Genomic DNA, 21,585 nt, shown 5'->3' with positions numbered 1-21,585 from the left:
GGCCCCCGACCCCGCCGCGCATGCCCCGGCCGCCGGCGCCGGCCGCCGAGCCGCGCGACTGATCAGCGCCGGCTAGGCCTGCCGGCCCGCTAGACCTTGATCGGCGGGGCCAGGCGGACGTGCAGTTCCTTGAGCTGCTTTTCCTCGACCTCTGACGGCGCGTTCATCAGCAGGTCCTGGCCCTGCTGGTTCAGCGGGAAGGCGATGACCTCGCGGATGGCCGTCTGGCCGGCCAGCAGCATGACGATCCGGTCGATGCCGGGCGCCAGGCCGCCGTGCGGCGGGGCGCCATGGCGGAAGGCGTTGAGCATGCCGCCGAATTGCTCCTCGACCACGCTGGGGCCGTAGCCGGCGATGTCGAAGGCCTTCAGCATCACCTCGGGAAGGTGGTTCCGCACCGCGCCCGAGCACAGCTCGTAGCCGTTGCAGACGATGTCGTACTGGTAGGCCAGGATGTCCAAGGGGTCCTTGGTCTCCAGCGCCTCCAGCTCGCCCTGCGGCATGGAGAAGGGGTTGTGCGAGAAGTCGACGTGGTTGGTCTCCTCGTTCATCTCGAACATCGGGAAGTCGACGATCCAGACGAATTCGAAGCGGTCCTCGTCGATCAGCTTCAGGTCAGTCCCGACCTTGGTGCGGGCCGAGCCGGCGAACTTGTAGAAGCTCTTGGGATCGCCGGCGACGAAGAAGGCCGCGTCGCCCTGCCCCAGGCCGATCTCTTTCATGAGGAGGTCGGTGGCCTCGGCGCCGAGGTTCTTGGCGATGGGCCCGCCCCAGGCGCCCTGGTCCTCACTCCAGAAGATGTAGCCCAGGCCCGGCTGGCCCTCGCCCTGCGCCCAGGCGTTCATGCGGTCGCAGAAGGCGCGGCTTCCGCCCTTGGGGGCCGGAATCGCCCAGACGGCGTTCTTGGCGTCTTCCAGGATGCGGGCGAACAGGCCGAAGCCGCCGCCGCGGAAGCGCTCGGAGACGTCAGCCATCTTGATGGGGTTGCGCAGGTCGGGCTTGTCGCTGCCGTACCAGGCGATGCTGTCGCGATAGGGGATGCGCGGGAACGGATAGGGGGTGACGCTCTTGCCGTCGGCGAACTCCTCGAAGACGCCGTGCATCACCGGCTCAATGGCGGCGAAGATGTCGTCCTGGGTGACGAAGCTCATCTCCACGTCGAGCTGGTAGAATTCCAGGCTGCGGTCGGCCCGCAGGTCCTCGTCGCGGAAGCAGGGGGCGATCTGGAAGTAGCGGTCGAAGCCGGCCACCATCAGCAGCTGCTTGAACTGCTGGGGCGCCTGGGGAAGCGCGTAGAACTTGGACGGGTGCAGGCGCGAGGGCACCAGGAAGTCGCGCGCCCCTTCCGGCGACGAGGCCGTCAGGATCGGGGTCTGGTACTCCAGGAAGCCCTGGCCGATCATGCGGTTGCGGATCGACTGGATGACCTTGGAGCGCAGGACGATGTTCTTGTGCAGGGTCTCGCGGCGCAGGTCGAGATAACGGTGCTTGAGCCGCAGCTCTTCGGGATAGTCGGGCTCGCCGAACACCGGCAGGGGCAGCTCGGCGGCTTCCGAGATCACGTCGATGGACGACACGCGGATCTCGACCTCGCCCGTGGGCAGGTTGGCGTTGATGGTGTCGGCCGAGCGGGCCAGGACCTGGCCGTCCACCCGGATCACACTCTCGGCGCGCAGGCGCTCGACGCGGTCGAAGCCGGGGGTCTCGGGGCTGATCACCAGCTGGGTCAGGCCGTAGTGGTCGCGCAGGTCGATGAACATCAGCCCGCCGTGGTCGCGCTTGCGGTGGATCCAGCCCGACAGGCGGACATTCTGGCCCGTGTCCGCCGACCGGAGGGCGCCGCAGGTATGGGAACGGTGGGGATGCATGGTCGCCAAAGCTCTAGAAAATCAAGGCGCGGAAGGGCGCATGAGGGGGGTCGAAAGTCAAGTTTCAGCCCCGCCTACTTCGGCTTGAACCGCTTGCTGGTGGGGAAGCCCTTGGGGGCCAGCTTGCCGGCGGCGGCGCGCCGCGCGAGCCAGTCCTTCCACTCGGCCCAGACGCGGGTGCGGCCGGCGGGGTCGATCCAGGTTGCGCCGTCGGTCTGGTTGAAGACGATGGCGTCGCGCAGGCCGCCTTCGCGGTAGGTCTGCAGCTTGACGCCCTTGCCGCGCGGCATTTCCGGCAGCTCGGCGAGCGGGAAGATCAGGATCTTGCCGTTGTCGCCGATGACGCCCAGGTGGTCGCCGGTGGCCGGCATGGCGAAGGCCGCGCCCTTGGCGCCGACGTTGAGCACCTGCTTGCCGGCGCGGCGGGCGGAGATGGCCTCCTCCTCCGGCATCACGAAGCCGTAGCCCTCCTTCGAGGCGATCACCCGCCTGGAGCCCGCCTTGAAGGGGAAGATGTCGATGATGTCGGTCTTGTCGTCGAGGTCGAGCATCAGCCGCAGGGGCTCGCCGTGGCCGCGGGCCGAGGGGAGCTTGTCGCAGCCGACGGTGAAGAAGCGGCCGTCGGAGGCGAAGATCAGCAGCTTGTCGGTGGTCTCGGCCGGGACCAGGAAGCCGAGCTTGTCGCCCTCCTTGAACTTCAGTTCCGAGGGGTCCTCCACCCGGCCCTTGGCGGCGCGGATCCAGCCGCGTTCGGAGAGGATGACGGTGATCGGCTCGCGCACGATCATCGCCTCGATGGCGGCGTCGGCGTCCACCACGGGGGCGGTGTCGAAGGTCGAGCGGCGGCGGCCCAGCGTGGTGTCGGGGCCGAGGATCGCGCGCACATCCTTGAGGCCCACGCCCACCAGCTTCCATTGCTGCTTGTCGTCGCCCAGCATCTTGACCAGACCGTCGCGTTCCTCGGCGAGCTCCGCATGCTCGCGGCGCAGCTCCATTTCCTCCAGCCGGGCCAACTGGCGCAGGCGGGTGTTGAGGATGGCGTCGGCCTGGATGTCGGAGAGATCGAAGGCGTCAATCAGCTTGGTCTTGGGCTCGTCCTCGTAACGGACGATGCGGATCACCTCGTCCAGATTGAGGAAGGCGATGACCATCCCGTCGAGGATGTGCAGGCGCGCCTCGATCTTCGCCAACCGGAAGCGGGCGCGGCGGACCAGCACCTCGCGGCGGTGATCGAGGAAGGACTGCAGGCAGCGCTTCAGGCTCATGACGCCGGGCGTGCCGCGCGCATCCAGGACGTTCATGTTGACCGGGAAGCGGGTCTCCAGGTCGGAGAGCTTGAACAGGCTCTCCATCAGCACCTCGGGTTCGACGTTGCGGCTCTTGGGCTCGAGGATCAGGCGCACGTCCTCGGCGCTCTCGTCGCGCACGTCGCCCAGCAGCGGGGCCTTCTTGGTCTCGATCAGGCCGGCGAGCTGCTCCACCAGGTCGGCCTTCTTCACCTGATACGGAATCTCGGTGATGACGATCTGGTAGGTCCCGCGGCCGTTGTCCTCCTTGGACCAGCGGGCGCGAACGCGGACGCCGCCCCGGCCGGTCTCGTAGGTCTCGGCCATGGAGGCCTTGGGCTCGACGATGACGCCGCCGGTGGGGAAGTCGGGGCCCTGGACGTGCTCCAGCAGGTCCATCGTGGTGGCTTCGCGGTTGCTGAGCAGCACCAGGCAGGCGTCGATCAGCTCGGCGGCGTTGTGCGGCGGGATGGAGGTGGCCATGCCCACGGCGATGCCCGACGAGCCATTGGCCAGCAGGTTGGGGAAGCCGGCCGGCAGGACGACAGGCTCCTCGTCCTCGCCGTCATAGGTGGAGCGGAAGTCCACCGCGTCCTCGTCGATCCCGTCCAGCAGCAGCTGGGCGGCGACGGTGAGCTTGCACTCGGTGTAGCGCATGGCCGCGGCGTTATCGCCGTCGATGTTGCCGAAGTTCCCCTGGCCGTCGACCAGCGGATAGCGCTGGGCGAAGTCCTGGGCCAGGCGCACCAGGGCCTCATAGACCGCCACGTCGCCGTGCGGGTGGTACTTACCGATGACGTCGCCGACGACCCGGGCGCACTTCTTGGCGGTGGTGGTGGGGTCCAGCCGCAGCATGCGCATGGCGTACATCAGCCGCCGGTGCACGGGCTTCAGGCCATCGCGCACATCGGGCAGGGCCCGACCGGTGATGGTGGAAAGCGCATAGGCGAGATACCGCCGGGACAGGGCCTCGGACAGCGGCTCGTCAATGATGCGGTCGCCGTCGCCCTCGAAGGGCGGTGGGGTGTGTTTGGACATGGGAGAATCGCGAACTCGGTTGCGCGGTGATTCTAGCGGGCCGGGGCGCCCGCGTCTCTAGAGCCGGTCTGCGTCAGATAGACGGTCCACAAGCCAGAGCCTGGCCTGGGGCAGCGGCCGGTTCAGGGGGTTGAAGACGAAGGCCTGCAGGAAGTGGGCGGTGAGGTCGAGGCCGGCGCGGATGTCGCCCGGCGCGATGCCGCCCTGGGCCGAAAGCAGGAAGGGCGGCAGGTGCAGGAGCTTGTCCTTGTAGGGCTCGCCCGCCTCTGCGCTGACCGCCCGGCCGGTGCGGGGGCTGACATAGATCAGGTTGTCCAGCACCCCGGTGGCGGCGCACTTGGAGAGGTCCAGGCCGAAACCCAGGTCCTGCAGCAGCCCCGCCTCGAAGCGCACAAAGATGGCCGGCCAGATATCGGGATGGATGAGGGAATCGGTCAGGGCCTCGAAGGCGTAGAAGGCGCCGGGATGCGGCTCGCGTTCCGGCAGGGCGGCGGCGGCCACGGCGGCGGCGGCCGACAGGCCGGCCAGGGCCAGCGCGTCGTCGAACAGGGCCGACGGCCCCTCCCCCACGGGCTCCAGGGAGGCCGAGCCCAGCTGGTCGGACACCCGGGCGCGATAGGCGATGACGGCGCGCGCGCCGGGCTGCAGGAAGGGCTTGATCCGCCGCGACGTCCCCCCCGCCACGTGGGCGGCGTAGCGGCCGTGGGTGGCGGTCAGGAACTCGACGATGGCCCCGGCCTCTCCGTGAGGCCGGGCCGAGAGCACGAAGGCGTCGTCTTCGAATTCCATGGAGTCAGGCGAGCGCCAAGGCTCCTTCTCCCCTTGCGGGAGAAGGTGTCGGGCGAAGGCCCGACGGATGAGGGGTCGCGCTCCGTTCGCGGAACAAGACAGCTGTCATCCCGGCGACCGCAGATCGCTGGAAGTGGGTTTGCCGGATAGGACTATCGACCCCTCATCCGACCCTGCTCCGCAGGGCCACCTTCTCCCGCAAGGGGAGAAGGACCGCGGGGGGGCGGCCTTAGACATCGAAGTCGAGGCCCACGTCGCCGTAGAACTCGCGCTTGTCGGCCCAGCGTTCGTCGACCTTCACCGTCAGGAACAGGTGAACGGTCTTGTCCAGCAGGGTGGTGAGTTCCTCGCGGGACTTCTGGCCGATCCACTTCAGGGTCTGGCCATTGGCGCCCAGCACGATGGGACGCTGGCTCTCGCGCTCGACATAGATGGTCTGTTCGATGCGCAGGGAGCCGTCCTTGCGCTCCTCGAACGAGGTGGTCTCCACGGCCGCCGCATAGGGCAGCTCCTCGTGAACCCGCAGATAGATCTTCTCGCGCGTGATCTCGGCGGCCAGCAGGCGAACCGGCAGGTCGGCGGTCTGATCGGCGGGATAGAGCCAGGGCCCCTCGGGCATTAGTTCAACCAGACGCTTAGTGAGGTCCTCGACGCCGGCTCCGGTGGCGGCCGAGATCATGAAGACCTCGGTATAGACACCTGTTTCGAAGAGCCTTTGGGAGATGGCCAGCAGGTTCTCGCGCTTGACGCCGTCGATCTTGTTCAGCGCCAGGATCACCTGCTTGCCGGCGGCCTTCAGGCCCTCGACGATGGTGTCGACATCGGCCATGCCGCGGCGGTCGGCGGCCTTGCCCTTGCCTTCGTTGACGGCGATCTCGGCGGCGGCGTCCACCAGGTGCACTACGGCGTCGGCGTCCTCGGTTCCGCCCCAGGCCGACCGCACCATGGCGCGGTCCAGTCGGCGGCGCGGGGTGAAGATGCCGGGCGTGTCGACGAGCACGAGCTGGGTCTCGCCCTCGATGGCCACGCCGCGCACCGGGAAGCGCGTGGTCTGCACCTTCTGGGTCACGATCGAGACCTTGGCGCCCACCATGCGGTTGGTCAGGGTGGACTTGCCGGCGTTGGGCGCGCCGATCACGGCGACAAAACCTGCACGGGTCATTGGGCGGTCTCGAGTTTCGAAAGCATTATGTTGGCGACGGCTTTCTGGGCTTCCAGCTTCGACCGGCCCTGCGCCCGCTCCGGCGACTGGCCCTCGATCGAGACTTCGATGGTGAACACCGGCTCGTGGGCGGACCCCGATTGGGCCACCACATCATAGCGCGGAACAGGCAATCCCCGCGCCATAGCCCATTCCTGGAGCAAGGTCTTGGAATCCTTGAAGGCGGCCTGGTCCATGGTCTCGAACTCGGAGAGCCAGAACGTGAAGAAGAAGGTCTTGGCCAGGGTCAGGCCGCCCTCAATGTAGAGGGCCGCGATGAGGGCCTCGCAGGCGTCGCCCAGCACCTTGTCGTTGTCGCGGGTCCCAAGCTTGGTCTCGCCGTGTCCGACCCGCAGAGCCTCGGGCAGGCCCACCAGGCGGGCGACGCGGGCGCAGGCCTGGTAGGTGATCACCTTGTTCATCAGGCGCGACATCTCGCCCTCGCGGGCCTCGGGGCGCAGCTCCATCAGCCGCTCGGCGGCCATCAGGTTCAGCACCCGGTCGCCGAGGAATTCCAGGCGCTCGTTGTGGGCGGTCTTCGTGGAGCCGCTGCCGACGCTGGCGTGAGTCAGGGCCCGCTCGAGAAGTTCGCGGTCCTGGAAAACGTGGCCTATGCGGGCCTCGAGTTCGGAGACCGCGACTTCGCGCTTGTTCATTTCAGGGTGTGGAAGAACCGGCTGGGCCGTGCATCCAGGACCCAGGTCCAGGGCTTGAAGAGCGAGGCGCCCTTGTTCCAGGACAGCATGATGATCCGGGCCTTGCCCACCAGGTTCTCGGCCGGGACATAACCCACGCCGATCTCGGCCGGCACGCGGCTGTCGAGGGAGTTGTCGCGGTTGTCGCCCATGAAGAAGTAGGAGCCCTCAGGCACCACGAAGACGCCGGTGTTGTCCACGTCGCCGTCGGGGCCGAAGTCGTAGGTGATGTAGCTCTTGCCGTTGGGCAGGGTCTCTTCATAGCGTTCGACGTTGCGCGTGAAGCCGTAGCCGGAGTCCACCATCACCGGCGGCAGCGCTCTGCGCGGCACCGCCTTGCCGTTGATGAACAGAACGCCGCCCTGCATCTGGATCCGGTCGCCGGGCAGGCCCACGAGGCGCTTGATGTAGTCGATGTGGCCGTCGCGAGGCAGCTTGAAGACGATGATATCACCGCGCTCGGGCATGCGATCCATGATCCGTCCCTTGAACAGCGGCGGGCTGAAGGGGATCGAGTTCTTGGAATAGCCGTAGGAGTATTTCGACACGATGATGTAGTCGCCCTCCAGGAGGGTCGGATCCATCGAGGCCGAGGGAATGGTGAAGGGCTGGAAGAACAGCACCCGCAGGAACAGTGCGATCAGCAGGGCGTAGACGACCGTTTTCACGATCTCCACGACCTCATTCAGGGCTCCGGACTTTTCGGAGCTGTCCGCGCTGTGCACGTCTTCAGTCATAGATGGGGTTCCGAACATCCGGCGAGGCGGCGCATTGAGGGCCTGTAGCTAACCGCTGCATAGCCCAGCGGCAAGAGTCGCGCCCGTGAACTCTTTGTCCAGGCGAATGGGCCGCAGAGCCCGAGGGCCCTATTCGAGCTGCAGGGCGCGGCCCCGAACCGGCGCTCCGGCGACAAGACGCCCGGTGGCGGCGTCCCACCGATAAGGGGTCTCCATGCAGCCTTGCTGGTCGTAGCCGCCGCAATCTTCTGCCGCGGTGATGCTGATGAAGGTGGCCGGCGTGGTGCTGACGTCGGCGGCGTGGACGGGGCTTCCCACGGCCAGGATCGCGGCGTCCTGCGCCACCACCCTGACGCCCGGGCTCGGCAGCAGGGTCCTTGCTGCGCCCGGTCCAGAGGCGGATTTGATGCAGCCGCCATATTCAGAGCCCACGATCCAGTCGGGCCGCCCGTCGCCGTCGAGGTCCGGCGAGCGCGCCACTTGGCCGCCTTCATAGTCGCCGCCCCGCACCGTGCAGAAGGCGGTGAGCTCACCCAGGGCCACAGAGACCACCGGCGGATAGTCCCCCTCGGCCACCGGCAAGATCTGGAGCAGGGAGCCAGCCAACCGCCCGACACCGTCAAGGTTCGGCTGCTCGACGAAACGCCCCGCCCCCTCCTCCCATCGGAAGCTGCGGCGACACTCGTTCACCCCCGAGAGGCCGCAATGGGTTCCGTGAATCTCGATATCCAGCACGGTTCCGCCTCGCCTGCGGCGCAGCGCGAATTCGCGGACCTGGGCCTCGAAGGCCAGGATGTGACCTCCGCCCGGGCGGCTGACGAAGAGCTTCTGGGTGCAGCCGCCGGTGCCGCACCAGGCCAGCCGGAGCGCTCGTAGTCGACACGCCAGTCCGCGACCCCGTCGCGCGATATGTTCACCCGGGAGAACAGGCGTCTGGCCGGCGGCACGGGCGGCACATCGTCCCGGATGTCGTCTCCGACGCTGGCGACCAGTTCGGGTGGCGCGGTCGCGCAGCCGGCCAGCAACAACAGGGCGGCGGCCAAAAGCGCCTTCATCGAGAAACCTTCTTGTCGTGGTGGGCAACGACCGCGCGGGCGACGGCGGCCATCAGCTCTTGACGCTCGGAGACCGGTCGGCGGGTCTGGGCGATCATGACGGCGACGGCGTAGCTGCGGCCGTCCGGGGCGGTCATGATCCCCACGTCGTTGAAGCCGGTGGCGACGGCGCCCCAGACCTGGCCGGTGCCGGTCTTGTGGGCCAGGGTCCAGCCGGGGCCGAGGCCCGCCGGGAGCCGGCCGGGCCCGGTCTCCGTCTCACCCATGATCTTCAGCAGCAGGTCGGTGGAAGCCGGCGACAGCAGCTCGCCGCGCTTGAGGTGCGCCAGGGCGCCGACGACGCCGACGGGCGTGGCGGCGTCGTAGGGGTCGGCCAGATAGGCGTCCAGGTTCACCGCGCGGGCCTCGGGCGAGAGGGTTTCGCGCTCGTCCCAGAAGGTGCGCGCGAAGGAATATTCCGGTTTCCAGTCCAGGCCCGCGATCTGGGTCTGCATCACCTTCTCCGGCGGACTGGCCCAGACGCCCTTGAGCCTGCGCCGATCGAGGATCTGCTGCACCGCCGCCTGGCCGCCGACATGGCCCACGAGGACGTCGTTGGCGGCGTTGTCGCTCTGGGCGATGGCGCCGCGGATCAGCTCCACCACGGTGACTGGGTAGCCATTGTCGCCGACATGCTTGCGCAGGGGCTGATGGAAGATGCTGAGGTCGTCCTTGCGAACCACCAGGGTGTCACCGAGCCGGATCTGGCCCTTGTCCACCGCGTCGAGGGCGGCGAGCGCCACCCACAGCTTGGAGACGCTCTGCTGCGGAAACTTGTTGTCGCCGTCGAAGGCGACCGTCCAGCCCTCGTCGACCTCGCGGATGGCGATGCCCACCCGACCGTCGAAGGCGCGGCCCAGGGACTTGATGCGCGCGGAAAGTTCGGGGGCCTCCTGGGCCGCCACGGCCTGCTGAATCGACCGGCCTTCCGGTGACCGCTCGGCAGGCGGCGGCGCCAGGGTCAGGACCGCGCCCAGCAGCAGGGCGACCAGGCCAAACCACCAGCGCTGACCGTGAGCGACCCGACGCCGCGATGCTCTGGAAGGCCCCGTCATGCCAGTCAGCCTAGCACAATCGTCAGCCGCCTCACCTGCCCTCGCCCGCCGATTGCGGAGGTCGCAGTGACCCCTAGAGGGGCACGGCCTCAATGATCACGAAGGCCTGGGCGTAGGGATGGTCGTCGGTGAGGGAGAGGTGGATCACCGGCTTGTGGCCGGCGGGCACCATCTTCTCCAGGCGCGCCAGGGCGCCGTTGGTCAGCGCCATGGTGGGCTGGCCCGAGCGCATGTTCACCACCCCCATGTCGCGCCAGAAGACCCCGGCCCGCATGCCGGTGCCCAGCGCCTTGGCGCAGGCTTCCTTGGCCGCGAACCGCTTGGCGTAGCTGGAGGCCCTGTCAGGCTTGCGTTCCGAGCGGGTGCGCTCGACCTCGGTGAAGATGCGGTTCGTGAACCGCTCGCCGAAGCGATCGAGGCTGCCCTGGATGCGGCGGATGTCCGACAGGTCCGAGCCGATGCCCAGGATCACGCCGCGCGCTCCGCCCGGGCCTCGTCCATCAGGGCGCGCATGCGCTGGATCGCCGGGATCAGGCCCACGAAGATCGCCTCGCCGATCAGGAAGTGGCCGATGTTCAGCTCCATGAGCTCGGGAATGGAGGCGATGGGCTTGGCGGTCTCGTAGTCCATCCCGTGGCCGGCGTGGACCTCCAGCCCGATGCGGTGGGCCTCGGCCGCCGTGGCGCGCAGCTTCTCCAGCAGGCGTGGGGCGTCCGGCGAGCGATCACGGACGGCGTCGCAATAGGGGCCGGTGGTGAGCTCCACCACCTGGGCGCCCACCGACTTGGCCGCAGCCACCTGCTCGAGATCGGCGTCGACGAAGCAGGAGACGCGGATTCCGGCCTCGACGAAGCGGCGCACGGTGGGGGCGATGGCGTTGTGGCCCTTGACCACGTCGAGACCGCCCTCGGTGGTCACCTCCTCCCGGCGCTCGGGCACCAGGCAGGCGGCGTGGGGGACGTGGGCCAGGCAGATGGCCTCCATCTCGGCGGTGACGGCCATCTCGAAGTTGAGCGGGATGCCGCGCTTGCGGGTGATGACAGCGAGCGCGTCCATGTCGGCGTCGGAGATGTGGCGGCGGTCCTCCCGAAGGTGGGCGGTGATGCCGTCCGCGCCGGCGGCCATGGCCATCTCGGCGGCCCGAACGGGATCGGGATAGGTGGCGCCCCGGGCGTTCCGGATCGTCGCCACGTGGTCGATGTTCACTCCCAGGCGCAGGCGGCTCATCCGTGCAGCCTCCGGCTGCCCGGGTCTTCGACGGGGATCGCCGCCAGTTCGGGCGGCAGCTGGTCGGCGGGATAGGCTGGGACGTCGAGGCGGGCCAGGGCCACGAAGGGGGCGCCGGGATCGGCCCTGCCGCCGGAGCGATCCACGATGGCGGCGGCCACCACGACATTGCCGCCGGCCGCCTTGATGGCCTCGACGCATTCGCGGGACGACAGGCCGGTGGAGACGATGTCCTCCACCATGGCGATCCGGGCGCCCGGCGGGATGGAGAAGGCGCGGCGCAGCTTGAAGGCGCCCCCTTCCCGCTCCACGTACATCGACGGCACGCCGAGGGCGCGGGCGGTCTCGTAGCCTGGAATGATGCCACCCACCGCCGGGGAAATGCACAGATCGACCGGGCCGACCTCCTCGAGGATCTTGGCCGCCAGCGCCTTGCACAGCCGCTCGGTGCGGTCGGGGTACTGGAAGACCAGGTTCTTCTGCAGGAAAGTGCCGGAATGCAGGCCGCTGGAGAGCACGAAGTGTCCCTCGCGCAGGGCGCCCGACGCGCGGAATTCGTCCAGGACCTGTTCGGTGTTCATAATGGCGTCTCCTTGACGCGGCATAGCGAAGCCACGTCAGGCTGTCATCCGGGATGGTGGAGGAAGAGTCGATATCCATGCTGAGCCGCGACATTCGTTTGACGACGCCCCGTCTGGTGTTGCGTCCCACCGAACCCGGCGACGCCGCGCGCATGGCGCAGATCCAGTCCAACTGGAACGTCACGCGGATGCTGCGCCTGGCGCCCTGGCCGGCCACTGAAGCGGCCATGGCCGACTGGGCTGATCTGCACGGCAAGGAGTGGGCGGCCGGGACCGCCTACCGGTTCGCGGTGCTGCTGGACGGGGTGATGATCGGCACGGCGGACATCGACGACATCGACGGGACCTCGGGCGAGATCGGCTACTGGTTCGACGAGCCCTATTGGGGTCAGGGCTTCGCCCGCGAGGCCGCCGCCGCCCTGATGGACTTCGCGATCCGGACGGTGGGCCTGAAGCGGATTGTCGCCGGGCACAATGCGGAGAATCCGGCCTCCGGCGCGATCCTCAAGCGGCAGGGCTTCCACTTCCAGGCGGCGACCACGAAATACTCCAAACCCCAGGACGCCGAGGTGCCCTATCACATGTACGTCTACGAGGCCTGAGGCGCCCGGCGGCGCAGCATGGGCCAGAACATGTTGAGCGCCAGACCGCCCAGCACCAGGCCGGCCGCCGTCAGCTTCCAGTCCTGCATCGGCTCGTTCAGCAGAACCGCGGAGGCCGCCATGCCGAACACCGGCACGAAGAAGGCGAGCGGCGAGATGGTGGCGGCCGGATACCGGGCCAGCAGCCAGCCCCAGGCGGCGTAGCCGAACAGGGTGTTGCCCACCGACTGCCAGAGGACCGCGCCCCAGGTGGCCAGGTCGGCGTTCTGGACCCCCAACAGCATCCGCTGCGGCCCCTCGAACACCAGGGACAGGATCAGCAGCGGCGGGATCGAGAACAGGCTGGCCCAGACGACATAGGCCAGCGAATTCACCCCCGGCGTCGCCCGCTGGACCATGTTGCCGCCGGCCCAGCTGGCCGCCGCGATGAGCACGAGGCCCAGGCCAAGCGGGGTCGTCGAACCGTCGGTGTGCAGGAGGATGATCGCCAGGCCGGCCGTGGCCAGGACCAGGGCGGCGACCTGGAACCGCTTCACCCGCTCCCGGGTCAACCACATGGACAGGCCGATGGTGAAGAACACCTGGACCTGGACCACCAGGGAGGCCAGGCCCGGCGAGATGTCGTGCTGCATGGCGATGTAGAGCATGCCGAACTGTCCCAGGCCGATCAGCACGCCATAGGCCGCCAGGTTGCGCCACGGGACGTCGGGCTTCCTGAGGAAGAGGACCGCCGGCAGCAAGGCGAAGGTGAAGCGCAGGGTGGCGAACAGCAGCGGCGGCAGGTCGGCCAGCGCCACCTTGATCACCACGAAATTGGTCCCCCACACCGCCACCACCGCCAGCGCCAGCAAGGCGGCGCGCCAGGTCAGGGCGTTGGAGGTCATGGCGGGATCCTTGGAAGGGGGCCTTGCGGCCGGGCTTAGGCGCGCGCGCGCCGGAAAGCTAGTCGGGGGCGCCTGAGCCCGGCGGCAGAAAAACTGCGCGCGCCGGGGATTGAACGCCGCCGCCGGACATGACGAAATCCCCCTCGTGATCACCGTTCAGGTGGCGGGAGGACAAGACCATGCCGAATCTGCGCGTTCGCCGTACGGCCGGAGCCCTGGGGGCGGAGATTTCGGGGGTCGATCTCTCCAGCGACCTGGAGGACGCGACCATCGCGGAGATCCGTGCGGCCTTCGTCGAGCACCAGGTGATCTTCTTCCGCGACCAGGCGCTGTCCCCCGAGCAGCAGTTGGCGTTCGGCCGCCGGTTCGGCCCGCTGAACATCCATCCCTATGTGGCCGGCATGGCGGGACACCCCGAGGTGATGGAGGTGATCAAGGAGCCGCAGGACAAGGTAAACTTCGGCGGCGGCTGGCACTCCGACATGAGCTTCCTGGAGCACCCCTCCATCGCCTCCATCCTCTACGCGGTGGAGCTGCCCGACTATGGCGGCGACACGCTGTTTTCGAGCCAGGCGGCGGCCTATGAGGCGCTGACGCCGGGCCTGCGGGCGACGCTGGAGACCCTGAACGCCGTCCACTCCGCCGGCCGGGAGTATTCGTCCAGCGGCCACTCGGCCCAGAAGCGCTCGTCCATGAACGTCGCCGAGGCCGAGGGGGCGACCGGGGAGTTCATCCATCCCGTGGTGCTCACCCACCCGGAGAGCGGGCGCAAGGCGCTCTATGTGAACCCTGCCTTCACGATGAAGATCGACGGCTGGAGCACCCGGGAGTCCAAGCCGCTGCTGGATTTCCTGTTCGAGCATTGCCGAAGCGAGCGATTCACCACCCGCTTCGTCTGGCGGCCGGGCTCGGTGGCCTTCTGGGACAACCGTTCGGTCTGGCACTACGCCCTCAACGACTATCCCGGCCAGCGCCGCCACATGCGACGGGTGACGGTGGACGCCGACCCGGCCCGCTACGTGGGCGCCCCGCGCCTGGCGCGCGCCTCGTGAAGTTGTTCCAGACCTACTCCTCACCCTTCCCGACCCGCGTGCGATTGATGATCTACGCCAAGGGGCTGGAGGTGACGATCATCGAGCCGCCGGGATTCCATTCCTCGGCGGAGTCCAAGGGCGATTATCTCAACATCAACCCCATCGGCCGGGTTCCGGCCCTGGTGCTGGAGGACGGCCGGGCCCTGCCGGAGTCGGAGGTGATCTGCGAGTATCTGGAGGATACCTATCCGCAGCCGGCCACCCAGCCGGCCGACGCCTGGGGCCGGGCCCAGATGCGGCTGCTGTCGCGCATTTGCGACGTCTATGTGGTCATGGCCATGGTCCCGCTGTTCAGCTTCTCAGCCCGTTCGCGCAAGCACTGGGACCCCGTCGCGATCCGCGCGGCGACCGACAAGGTGGCCGAGGCGCTGGGGTTCCTGGAGCCGTACATTGGAACCGACGGTTATGCGGTCGGCCAGAGCCTGACCCAGGCGGACGGCGCGATCACGCCGCAGCTCGTCCTGGCCTGCGAGTGGATCCCCGGCCTGTTCGGCACGCCGGACCCGCTTGAGGATCTGCCCAAGCTCTCGGCCTATTGGCGGGCGATCCAGACCGACCCGATCGCCTCGCGCCTGATCAGAGAAACCCGGGACGCCATCGCCCACGAGCAGGCCTCAGCCAAGGCGCAGGCAAGCGCGGCGCGAGCCGCGACCTAGAGCATGTCAGGCGCAAGTGGGCACCGGTTCGCCGCCCGGACATGCTCTAGATTCAAGAAGATAGACCCATTTTATCCGATCAGGTTGATTCAACCTGATCCGGAAAGGGTCTAGCCCTTCGCCCGCTCCACCGTCTCGACGGCGGGGTTGGCGCGCAGGGCGGCGCCGATGTGGGTGAGGTGGCGAGCGTCCTTCACCTCGACATCGAAATCGACGTCGAAGAAGTCGGCGTGGCGGCGGTGCATGCGCAGGTTGACGATGTTGCCGCCCGCTTCGCCGATCACCGTGCAGGCCTGGCCCAGCACGCCCGGCGCATTGCGGATGGTGGCGGTGAGGCGCGACAGGGTGACGGTGTTGCGCTCGGCCTCGGGCGTCCATTGCAGGTCGCGCCAGAGGTCTTCCTTGTCCTCGTATTCCGCCAGCTTGGCGCAATCGATGGTGTGAACCGTCAGGCCCCCGCCGTCCGGCTCGATGATGCCGACGATGCGGTCGCCGGGCACCGGGGTGCAGCACTGGCCAAAGTGCAGGGAGACGCCGGCGGTCAGGCCGCCGCCACGCACGTAGAGGCGGGCGGCCTTGCCACCCTCGATCCGGCGCACGGCGGTGGCCGCCTCGCGGTCCGACGCTTTCAGGCCCGGGAAGATCACGTCCAGCACCTGGGTCGGCGAGATGCGCCCGCGGCCGACGATCTCGAACAGGTCGTCCTCGATGGCGACGGCGAAGCGTTCCAGGGCGGGCTTCAGGGAGACGTCCTTGCGGGCCTTGCCGGCGCGCTCGAAGGTCTGGTCCACGGTGGCGCGGCCCAGGCGGGTGAACTCTTCCTTCTCCGTCTGGCGGATATGGCGGCGGATGGCCGAGCGGGCCCGACCGGTGACCGTCAGGGAGCGCCAGTCGGGGGGCACGACGGGCTTGGCCCCGCGGATCACCTCGACCACATCTCCGTTCTGAAGAGTCGTCCGTAAGGGCTTGAGTTCACCGTTGATCTTCACGCCGATGCAGGTGTCGCCCACGTCGGTGTGGACGGCATAGGCGAAATCGAGCGGCATCGCGCCGCGGGGCAGGCTGACCAGCTTGCCCTTCGGCGTGAAGACAAAGGCCTGGTCGAGATACATCTCGAGCTTGGCGTGCTCCACCAGCTCCTCGACGTCGCCGCCGTGCTCCAGCACCTGGACCAGATGGCGCAGGTTGAGCAGCGGATCGCGGCCGCCGGCGTCGGCCTGGGCCTCGGCGTCGAAGCCGTAGGACTTGTCCTTGTATCGCCAGTGGGCGGCCACGCCCTCCTCCGCCACCCGGTCCATGGCCTCGGTGCGGATCTGCATCTCGATGCGCATCCCCCGCGGCCCCACCACGGTGGTGTGGATCGAGCGGTAGTTGTTGCGCTTCGGCGTGGAGATGAAGTCCTTGAACCGCTCGGGCACGCTGGGCCAGGCGCGGTGGATGACGCCGAGGGCGCGGTAGCAGTCCTCCTCGGAGTCCACGATCACCCGGAAGGCGTAGATGTCGGAGAGCTGGGAGAAGCCAATCGACTTGCGCTGCAGCTTTCGCCAGATGGAATAGGGGTTCTTCTCGCGGCCGAAGACCCGGGCGGCCAGGCCGCCGGCTTCCAGCTTGGCGGCGATTTCGGCCGAGACCACGGCGACGGCCCCGCCCTGCTCGATGCGCAGCGCCTCCAACCGGCGGCCGATGGCGTCGCGGGCCACCGGGTTCAGGTGCTCGAAGGCCAGCTCCTCCAGCTCCGAACAGATGCGGTGACAGCCGATGGAGCGGGCGAGCGGGGCGTAGATGTCCAGGGTCTCGCGGGCGATCCGCTCACGCTTGGCCGGGCTCTTGATGTAGTGCAGCGTCCGCATGTTGTGCAGGCGGTCGGCCAGCTTGACCATCAGGACGCGGACGTCCTTGGAAATGGCCAGGATGAACTTGCGCAGGTTCTCGGCCTGTTTGGTGTGCTCGCTGTTGAGCTCCAGCTTGGTGAGCTTGGTGACCCCCTCCACCAGCTCGCTGATCTCGGCCCCGAACAGGTCGGTGATGTCCTGGGCGCTGACCGGCGTGTCCTCGATCACGTCGTGCAGCAGGGCCGTGACGATGGTCGCGGTGTCCAGCCGGTAGTCGGTGAGGATGCCCGCCACCTCGATGGGGTGGGCGAAATAGGGGTCGCCGGAGGCGCGCTTCTGCGAGCCATGCATGCGCATGGCGTAGACATAGGCGCGGTTCAGGATCGCCTCGTCGGCGGTCGGATCGTAGGAGCGGACCTTCTCGATCAGCTCGTACTGGCGGAGCATGCGCGGGGGCCGAGTCGGACTCGGCGGCGCAATCTTCTGGTCGACGGCGGGGTCAGGCGCCGCCGTAAGCGTGAGGGGTTCTGCGCCTTCCGGGCTCAGTACCGCTCCTCCTGACCACCATCGCGGTCGCTCTGCAGGGCGCGAACCAGTTCCAGTTCGCTCATCTGCATGTGGGTCGGATCGGCCAGCAGGGCGAGGGTTTCGGCCTCTTCCTCGGCTTCCGAGCGCTCGTCGACGCGCTGCAGGGTCCCGATCAGGGTCTCGCGCAGTTCCTCGGCGTCCACCACGTCATCGGCGATCTCACGCAGGGAGACGACGGGGTTCTTGTCGTTGTCGCGATCGACCAGGATGGCCGAGCCGGCCGAAATGGCGCGGGCCCGGTGGGCCGCCAGCAGCACGAGGCTGAAGCGGTTCGGAACTCGTTCGATGCAATCTTCGACGGTGACGCGGGCCATGGAATCCTCAAGTCGCGAGTAGAACCGAACAAAATAGAGGGTTTGAGTTCATTGTGCAACGCCGCATGCCGCGTCAGATCGGCTGGTTTCACGCCTTTTTAGGGGCCGGGCGCGCATCCAGGCCCACCGTGGCGGCCGCCGCCAGGTCCCGCGCGGTCTTTCCAAGGGTCGGATGGCGCCACCCCGGCGCGATCTCGGCCAGCGGCCCCATGACGAAAAGCCGCTCATGGGCGCGGGGATGGGGCAGCACAAGATCATCCGCCGCCACCACAGCCCTGCCGTAGGCGATCAGGTCGAGATCCAGGGTGCGAGGTGCGTTCTTCTCGCTCCGCACGCGACCAAACTCGGCCTCGATTGAAAAAAGGGTATGCAGAGCTTGCAGCGGCGCCAGCTTCGTCTCGACAAGCGCGACGCCGTTGCGATACTCGTTGGCGGTCGGGTCCGGCCAGGCGGCAGAGTTCCACCAGGACGACCGGGCGACCACAGGCAATCCCGCCTGGGCGAAACGAGCGAGCGCCGCCTCAAGAAGAGCTTCGGACGAACCATAGTCGCCGGCCATATTACCGCCCAGCGCGACGATGACGGCCCCGTCCAGGTCCATGCGCCCCCCGCCCCCTTTTTGGATTTCCGATCCCAATGACATTTTACCCCACGGACAGGCTGGCGCTCTTCATCGACGGCGCGAACCTCTATTCGGCCGCCAAGGGGCTCGGCTTCGATATCGACTATCGCAAGCTGCTGGAAGAGTTCCGCACGCGCGGCGTGCTGGTGCGCGCCTACTACTACACCGCCCTGGTGGAGGATCAGGAGTATTCGCCGATCCGCCCGCTGGTGGACTGGCTGGACTATAACGGCTTCCGCCTGGTGACGAAGCCGGCCCGGGAATACACCGACGCCCAGGGACGCAAGCGCTGGCGCGGCGACATGGATGTCGAGATCGCCGTCGACATGCTGGAAATGGCCGCCCACGCCGACCACCTGGTGCTGTTCTCCGGCGATGGCGACTTCCGTTGCCTGGTGGAGGCTGTGCAGCGCAAGGGCGCCCGCGTCACCGTAGTCTCCACCGTGAAGTCCCAGCCGCCGATGGCCAGCGACGACCTGCGCCGCCAGGCTGACCACTTCATCGACCTGTCCGACCTGGCCGACATCATCGGCCGGCCCTTGCGCCTGCCGCGCTTCATCCAGGAAAGCCGGACCGGGGCTGACCGCGAGGCGGACGCCGAGGCCTGATGCCCATTGCGACCGCCGTGGCCGAACCGCCACGGGACTGCCCGCTCTGTCCGCGCCTGGTGGCCTATCGGATGGCCAACGGCGCCGAGCATCCCGACTGGTGGAACGGGCCCGCCCCCTCCTTCGGCGACGAGAACGCGCGCCTGCTGGTGGCGGGCCTGGCGCCCGGCCGCACCGGCGCCAACCGTACGGGCCGCCCGTTCACCGGCGATGGCGCCGGGGTGATGCTGTACGAGACCCTGTTGAAGACCGGGTTCGCGAAGGGGGTCTATCAGGCGCGGCCCGACGACGGCCTCGAGCTCGTCGACTGCATGATCACCAATGCAGTCCGCTGCGCCCCGCCGCTGAACAAGCCCGAGACCAGCGAGGAGAACACCTGCCGCCGGTTCCTGACCGCCCGGCTGGACGCCCTGCCCCGCCTGAAGGTGATCATCACCCTGGGGGACGTCTCGCGGCGCAATGTGCTGAAGGCGGTTGGACTCAAGGCGTCCGCCGGCCCGCCGGGCCATGGGACCGAGTTCCGGGCCGGGCCCTATGTGATCCTCAACAGCTATCACTGCTCACGGCTGAACACGAACACGGGGCGGCTGACCGGCGAGATGTTCGAGGCGGTGTTCCGGCGCGCCCGCGAGCTGATCGACAGCTAGGCGGGCCGGCTCCAGTAGAGATAGCGCCAGGCCTGCTCGAAGCCGGCCCGGCGATACAGCGCCCGGGCGGGCGTGTTCTTCTCTTCCACCTGCAGGAAGGCGCGGTCGATTCCGCGGGCCAGGGCCTCAGCCGCCAGGCCCGCCAGAACACGCCCGGCCAAGCCCTCCCCGCGACGGCTCAAGTCTGTGCGCATGCCATGGAAGCTGACCCAGCCGTGGCCGAAGGAGCCGCAGCCGACCGCAACGGTCCTCTCCCCGTCCCGCACCATGCCGAACCGCCCGCCGGGCGCACGGCTCAGCGCCTTGACCCGATAGGCGCCGTCGACGGGATCAAACCCCTCCCCCAGGAAGACGGCCGCCCAGGCCTCGTCAGGGCGTTCGGCGATCTCGGCCGGGGGGCGATCGGTAACGGCGGTGACGGCGGCGGTCGCCGAGATCTTCACCAGGGTCGGCTGCTCGCAGGCGTAGCCACGGCGGATCAGTTCGGCGCGAATCTGTTCCAGGCCCGGGCCGTCGGCGACACGGAAAGCCGGCTTCAGGCCGCGCCCGGCATAGGCTTGCTCGATACGGTCGAAGACGGCGCTGTCGGCCGGCAGGTCGTGGCGCAGGGGTACGGCGCTGGCCGCGCGGCGGATGGAGCCAGGATCGAGGCCCACCAGCCAGCCTTCGATCTCCAGCACTTCCTCTGGCGCGACGGCGGCCAGGGTTGCGCGTTCGATAGTTTCGACCTGATCGGCCCCGACCATCAGCCCCGGTCGCGCAGCAGGCGCGCCTTGTCCCGCTGCCAGTCGCGGTCAGCGGTGGCCTGGCGCTTGTCGTGGTTCTGCTTGCCCTTGGCGAGCGCGATCTCGAGCTTGGCGAGGCCCTTCTCGTTCCAATAGAGCTTCATCGGAATCAGGGTGCGGCCCTCGCGCTGCACGGCGCCGATCAGCTTCTCGATCTGCTTCTTGTGCAGCAGCAGCTTCCGGTGGCGGCGGGGCTCGTGGTTGAAGCGGTTGGCCTGGCCGTAGGGCGGAATGTCGGCGTTGATCAGCACGATGTCCCGGCCTTCGACCGAGGCGTAGGACTCCGCGATATTGGCGCGGCCCACGCGCAGGGACTTCACCTCGGTGCCGGTCAGCATGATGCCCGCCTCGAAGGTCTCTTCCAGGAAGTAGTCGTATCGCGCGCGGCGGTTCTCGGCGATCAGCTTGCCGGCCATCAGATCAGTCCGGTTTCCCGCAGCGCTGCGAGAACCTCGTGGCGGGCGGCGTCCGAACAGGCGGTAATCGGCAGGCGGACGTCTTCCTGACAGAGGCCCAGATGCGCCATGGCGAACTTGGTGGGGGCCGGCGAGGCGTCGGAAAACAGCGACTTGTGCAACAGCAGAAGGCGGTCCTGCCAGTACAGGGCGGTCTTCCAGTCCTCGGCCATCGCGGCGTTGTAGAAGGCCGCGCAGAGGTCGGGCGCAACGTTGGAGGTCACCGAGATGCAGCCGTGGCCGCCGTGGGCCATGTAGCCCAGGGCCGTGGGGTCATCACCTGACAGCATCACCCAGTCGGGGCCGCACAACAGGCGCTGCATGGTGGCCCGGGTCATGTCGCCGGTGGCGTCCTTGACCCCGACGATATTGGGCAGCTTGGAGAGCCGGCCCAGGGTGGCGTCGGCGATGTCGATGCTGGTGCGGCCGGGCACGTTGTAGACCAGGATCGGAAGCTGCACCGCCTCGTTGATCGCCGCGTAGTGGGCATAGAGGCCCTCCTGGCTCGGACGATTGTAGTAGGGAGTCACCACCAGGGCGGCATGGGCCCCGACCGTCTTGGCGTGGTGAACCAGTTCGATGGCCTCGGCCGTCGAATTGGAGCCCGCGCCGGCGATAATCGGCACGCGACCGGCGGCGGTGGCGACGCACAGTTCTACAACCCGACGGTGTTCGTCGTGGCTCAGGGTGGCGGTTTCGCCTGTGGTGCCAACGGGCACCAGCCCGTGGACACCGCCCGCGATCTGGCGCTCGACAAGGGCGACAAAGGCCTGCTCATCGACTGCACCGTCGCGGAACGGCGTCACGAGGGCCGGCATGACGCCCTTGAACAAAGGTTCGGACATGGTCTGCAAAAAGCCGTGAAAGCGAGGCCAGATGTTGCGGCCTCAAGATTTGGCCGGACAATATGGCGGGCAGGCCCTAAGC

The 21,585-nt window shown here is 68.2% G+C and carries 23 protein-coding genes; 5 read left to right on the top strand and 18 right to left on the bottom strand.

Features of this window, described 5'->3' with window-relative positions; genetic code table 11:
* Positions 1–89: 89 nt before the first annotated feature.
* The 11 genes from aspS to pyrE form a co-directional block, all read right to left on the bottom strand.
* Complete coding sequence (gene aspS / locus Q8N10_RS20255; protein ID WP_304774409.1) at positions 90–1,877, bottom strand: aspartate--tRNA ligase; 1,788 nt, start codon at positions 1,875–1,877, stop codon at positions 90–92.
* A gap of 65 nt (positions 1,878–1,942) precedes the next feature.
* Positions 1,943–4,192: a DNA topoisomerase IV subunit A gene (parC, locus tag Q8N10_RS20250; RefSeq protein ID WP_304774407.1), complete on the bottom strand. Its 2,250-nt coding sequence runs from the start codon at positions 4,190–4,192 to the stop codon at positions 1,943–1,945.
* 57 nt (positions 4,193–4,249) lie between these two features.
* Positions 4,250–4,981 carry a DNA repair protein RecO gene (recO, locus tag Q8N10_RS20245; RefSeq protein WP_304774406.1) on the bottom strand — a complete coding sequence of 244 codons (732 nt, stop codon included), beginning with the start codon at positions 4,979–4,981 and terminating at the stop codon, positions 4,250–4,252.
* 229 nt (positions 4,982–5,210) lie between these two features.
* Positions 5,211–6,143: a GTPase Era gene (era, locus tag Q8N10_RS20240; protein ID WP_304774404.1), complete on the bottom strand. Its 933-nt coding sequence runs from the start codon at positions 6,141–6,143 to the stop codon at positions 5,211–5,213.
* Complete coding sequence (gene rnc, locus Q8N10_RS20235; protein ID WP_304774402.1) at positions 6,140–6,838, bottom strand: ribonuclease III; 699 nt, start codon at positions 6,836–6,838, stop codon at positions 6,140–6,142. The genes era and rnc overlap by 4 nt, the downstream gene beginning before the upstream one ends.
* The gene (gene lepB, locus Q8N10_RS20230; protein ID WP_304774400.1) at positions 6,835–7,614 is read right to left on the bottom strand and encodes a signal peptidase I; all 780 of its coding nucleotides are present in this window, start codon (positions 7,612–7,614) and stop codon (positions 6,835–6,837) included. The genes rnc and lepB overlap by 4 nt, the downstream gene beginning before the upstream one ends.
* 129 nt (positions 7,615–7,743) lie before the next feature.
* The gene (locus Q8N10_RS20225) at positions 7,744–8,349 is read right to left on the bottom strand and encodes a hypothetical protein (protein ID WP_304774398.1); all 606 of its coding nucleotides are present in this window, start codon (positions 8,347–8,349) and stop codon (positions 7,744–7,746) included.
* A gap of 316 nt (positions 8,350–8,665) precedes the next feature.
* On the bottom strand, positions 8,666–9,763 hold the full coding sequence (bla, locus tag Q8N10_RS20220) for a class A beta-lactamase (protein WP_304774396.1): 1,098 nt from the start codon (positions 9,761–9,763) through the stop codon (positions 8,666–8,668).
* A gap of 73 nt (positions 9,764–9,836) precedes the next feature.
* On the bottom strand, positions 9,837–10,235 hold the full coding sequence (gene acpS / locus Q8N10_RS20215) for a holo-ACP synthase (RefSeq protein ID WP_304774394.1): 399 nt from the start codon (positions 10,233–10,235) through the stop codon (positions 9,837–9,839).
* Complete coding sequence (locus Q8N10_RS20210; RefSeq protein ID WP_304774392.1) at positions 10,232–10,990, bottom strand: pyridoxine 5'-phosphate synthase; 759 nt, start codon at positions 10,988–10,990, stop codon at positions 10,232–10,234. The genes acpS and Q8N10_RS20210 overlap by 4 nt, the downstream gene beginning before the upstream one ends.
* A complete protein-coding gene (gene pyrE / locus Q8N10_RS20205) occupies positions 10,987–11,571 on the bottom strand; it encodes an orotate phosphoribosyltransferase (protein WP_304774391.1) in 585 nt (194 codons plus the stop codon). Before pyrE ends, Q8N10_RS20210 begins: the two co-directional genes overlap by 4 nt.
* Before the next feature lie 77 nt (positions 11,572–11,648).
* Here pyrE and Q8N10_RS20200 point away from each other — a divergent pair, with 77 nt between their 5' ends.
* Complete coding sequence (locus Q8N10_RS20200; RefSeq protein WP_304774389.1) at positions 11,649–12,173, top strand: GNAT family N-acetyltransferase; 525 nt, start codon at positions 11,649–11,651, stop codon at positions 12,171–12,173.
* Here Q8N10_RS20200 and Q8N10_RS20195 read toward each other — a convergent pair.
* Positions 12,161–13,057, bottom strand: coding sequence for an EamA family transporter (locus Q8N10_RS20195; protein ID WP_304774387.1), 897 nt, complete (start codon positions 13,055–13,057; stop codon positions 12,161–12,163). The two genes, Q8N10_RS20200 and Q8N10_RS20195, sit on opposite strands and share 13 nt — an antisense overlap.
* A 179-nt stretch (positions 13,058–13,236) precedes the next feature.
* Between Q8N10_RS20195 and Q8N10_RS20190 the strand changes: the two genes are divergently transcribed.
* Entirely contained in the window at positions 13,237–14,109 is an 873-nt protein-coding gene (locus Q8N10_RS20190) for a TauD/TfdA family dioxygenase (protein WP_304774386.1), read from the top strand.
* Positions 14,106–14,807: a glutathione S-transferase family protein gene (locus Q8N10_RS20185; protein ID WP_304774384.1), complete on the top strand. Its 702-nt coding sequence runs from the start codon at positions 14,106–14,108 to the stop codon at positions 14,805–14,807. Before Q8N10_RS20190 ends, Q8N10_RS20185 begins: the two co-directional genes overlap by 4 nt.
* A gap of 110 nt (positions 14,808–14,917) precedes the next feature.
* Here Q8N10_RS20185 and Q8N10_RS20180 read toward each other — a convergent pair whose 3' ends face one another.
* The 3 genes from Q8N10_RS20180 to folK all read right to left on the bottom strand — a co-directional run bounded on the left by Q8N10_RS20180 (position 14,918) and on the right by folK (position 18,142).
* Positions 14,918–17,086, bottom strand: a complete 2,169-nt coding sequence (locus Q8N10_RS20180) for a bifunctional (p)ppGpp synthetase/guanosine-3',5'-bis(diphosphate) 3'-pyrophosphohydrolase (RefSeq protein ID WP_304774382.1) — start codon at positions 17,084–17,086, stop codon at positions 14,918–14,920.
* A 95-nt stretch (positions 17,087–17,181) separates the two neighbouring features.
* Positions 17,182–17,541 (bottom strand): DNA-directed RNA polymerase subunit omega, encoded by a 360-nt coding sequence (rpoZ, locus tag Q8N10_RS20175; protein ID WP_215340105.1) that lies wholly within the window; start codon positions 17,539–17,541, stop codon positions 17,182–17,184.
* A gap of 88 nt (positions 17,542–17,629) precedes the next feature.
* On the bottom strand, positions 17,630–18,142 hold the full coding sequence (gene folK / locus Q8N10_RS20170) for a 2-amino-4-hydroxy-6-hydroxymethyldihydropteridine diphosphokinase (protein ID WP_304774380.1): 513 nt from the start codon (positions 18,140–18,142) through the stop codon (positions 17,630–17,632).
* 35 nt (positions 18,143–18,177) lie between these two features.
* Here folK and Q8N10_RS20165 point away from each other — a divergent pair, with 35 nt between their 5' ends.
* Both Q8N10_RS20165 and Q8N10_RS20160 read left to right on the top strand, forming a co-directional pair.
* Positions 18,178–18,771: an NYN domain-containing protein gene (locus Q8N10_RS20165; RefSeq protein ID WP_304774378.1), complete on the top strand. Its 594-nt coding sequence runs from the start codon at positions 18,178–18,180 to the stop codon at positions 18,769–18,771.
* Positions 18,771–19,418 (top strand): uracil-DNA glycosylase, encoded by a 648-nt coding sequence (locus tag Q8N10_RS20160; protein WP_304774376.1) that lies wholly within the window; start codon positions 18,771–18,773, stop codon positions 19,416–19,418. The genes Q8N10_RS20165 and Q8N10_RS20160 overlap by 1 nt, the downstream gene beginning before the upstream one ends.
* Here the strand turns inward: Q8N10_RS20160 and Q8N10_RS20155 are convergent.
* From Q8N10_RS20155 to dapA, 3 genes are read right to left on the bottom strand one after another with little or no spacing between them, the layout of a single operon-like run.
* Positions 19,415–20,164: a GNAT family N-acetyltransferase gene (locus Q8N10_RS20155; protein WP_304774374.1), complete on the bottom strand. Its 750-nt coding sequence runs from the start codon at positions 20,162–20,164 to the stop codon at positions 19,415–19,417. The two genes, Q8N10_RS20160 and Q8N10_RS20155, sit on opposite strands and share 4 nt — an antisense overlap.
* Positions 20,164–20,619 carry an SsrA-binding protein SmpB gene (smpB, locus tag Q8N10_RS20150; RefSeq protein ID WP_304774373.1) on the bottom strand — a complete coding sequence of 152 codons (456 nt, stop codon included), beginning with the start codon at positions 20,617–20,619 and terminating at the stop codon, positions 20,164–20,166. The genes Q8N10_RS20155 and smpB overlap by 1 nt, the downstream gene beginning before the upstream one ends.
* Positions 20,619–21,503: a 4-hydroxy-tetrahydrodipicolinate synthase gene (gene dapA / locus Q8N10_RS20145; RefSeq protein WP_304774371.1), complete on the bottom strand. Its 885-nt coding sequence runs from the start codon at positions 21,501–21,503 to the stop codon at positions 20,619–20,621. Before dapA ends, smpB begins: the two co-directional genes overlap by 1 nt.
* Positions 21,504–21,585 lie beyond the last annotated feature (82 nt).

This window comes from Phenylobacterium sp. (assembly GCF_030693625.1).
GTDB lineage: Bacteria > Pseudomonadota > Alphaproteobacteria > Caulobacterales > Caulobacteraceae > Phenylobacterium > Phenylobacterium ferrooxidans.
The sequence above is the reverse complement of the archived record's forward strand: the minus strand, read 5'-3'. Positions and strand labels throughout refer to the sequence as shown.